Source organism: Streptomyces sp. NPDC028722 (assembly GCF_040637655.1).
GTDB lineage: Bacteria > Actinomycetota > Actinomycetes > Streptomycetales > Streptomycetaceae > Streptomyces.
On the sequence record NZ_JBEZWU010000089.1, the window covers coordinates 1 to 1,315 of the forward strand.

A 1,315-nucleotide genomic window follows, 5' to 3' on the forward strand; every position below is an offset into this window, starting at 1 on the left:
ATGACGGGGAAGTGGAACGCCATGTGGCACTCGTCGCCGCCGGCCGCGTAGTCACCGAAGTAGTCGACGACGTCCTCGGGCCACTGGTTCGCCTCGGCGAGGAGCACCTTGTCGGCGTACTGCTCGTCGATCTCCCTGCGCACCCGCCGCAGGAACGCGTGGGTGGCCGGCAGGTTCTCGCAGTTGGTGCCCTCCTGCTGGTACAGGTACGGCACGGCGTCCAGCCGCAGCCCGTCGATGCCGAGGTCCAGCCAGAACTTCAGCGCGGAGATCATCTCGTCCTGCACGGCCGGGTTCTCGTAGTTGAGGTCCGGCTGGTGCGAGAAGAAGCGGTGCCAGTAGTACTGCTTGCGTACGGGGTCGTACGTCCAGTTGGAGGCCTCGGTGTCGACGAAGATGATGCGGGCGTCCTGGTACTGCTTGTCGTCGTCGGCCCAGACGTAGTAGTCGCCGTACGGACCGTCCGGGTCCCGCCTCGACTCCTGGAACCACGGGTGCTGGTCGCTGGTGTGGTTCATGACGAAGTCGATGATGACGCGCATGCCGCGCTGGTGGGCGGCGTCCACGAACTCCACGAAGTCGGCGAGGTCACCGAACTCGGGCAGTACGGCGGTGTAGTCGGAGACGTCGTAACCGCCGTCCCGGAGCGGCGACTTGAAGAAGGGCGGCAGCCACAGGCAGTCCACGCCGAGCCACTGGAGGTAGTCGAGCTTGGCGGTCAGTCCCTTCAGGTCGCCGACGCCGTCGCCGTTGCTGTCCTGGAAGGAGCGGACCAGCACCTCGTAGAAGACGGCGCGTTTGAACCACTCGGGGTCCCGGTCCTTGGCGGGAGTGTCCTCGAAGGTGTCCGGAACGGGCTCGTTGACGCTCATATGGTGGCTGACCCTCCGATCTGCGGGGTGGACGGTCGCAGGACGGTGAAGACGTGCGCGGGCCGGTGCCCCGGCTCCAGACGCACGTAGTTGGTCCTGCCCCAGTAGTAGGTCTCACCGGTGAGCTCGTCGCGCACCGGCACGGACTCGTGCCAGTCCAGGCCGAGTTGCGGCATGTCCAACGAGACCGTGGCCTCCTGGGTGTCGTGGGGGTCGAGGTTGGCGACCACCAGAACCGTGTTCGATCCGCTCCGCTTCGAGTAGGCGATCACCGCGTCCTTGTCGACGTGGTGGAAGTGCAGGTCGCGCAGCTGCCGCAGCGCCGGACTCCGCCGCCGGACGTCGTTCAGGCGGGTGATGAGGGGGGCGATGGTGCGGCCCTCGCGTGCGGCGGTCTCCCAGTCGCGGGGGCGCAGCTGGTATTTCTCGGAGTTCTGGTATTC

The 1,315-nt window shown here is 66.7% G+C and carries 1 protein-coding gene and 1 pseudogene; both read right to left on the bottom strand.

The features are described 5' to 3' along the window. On the bottom strand, positions 1-872 hold an 872-nt coding region (locus tag AB0F03_RS37960; RefSeq protein WP_362001081.1), incomplete at its 3' end, for an alpha-amylase family glycosyl hydrolase. Beyond that, positions 869-1,315, bottom strand: a pseudogene (locus AB0F03_RS37965) (alpha-1,4-glucan--maltose-1-phosphate maltosyltransferase); the annotation flags it as partial. The gene AB0F03_RS37960 and the pseudogene AB0F03_RS37965, both read right to left, overlap by 4 nt.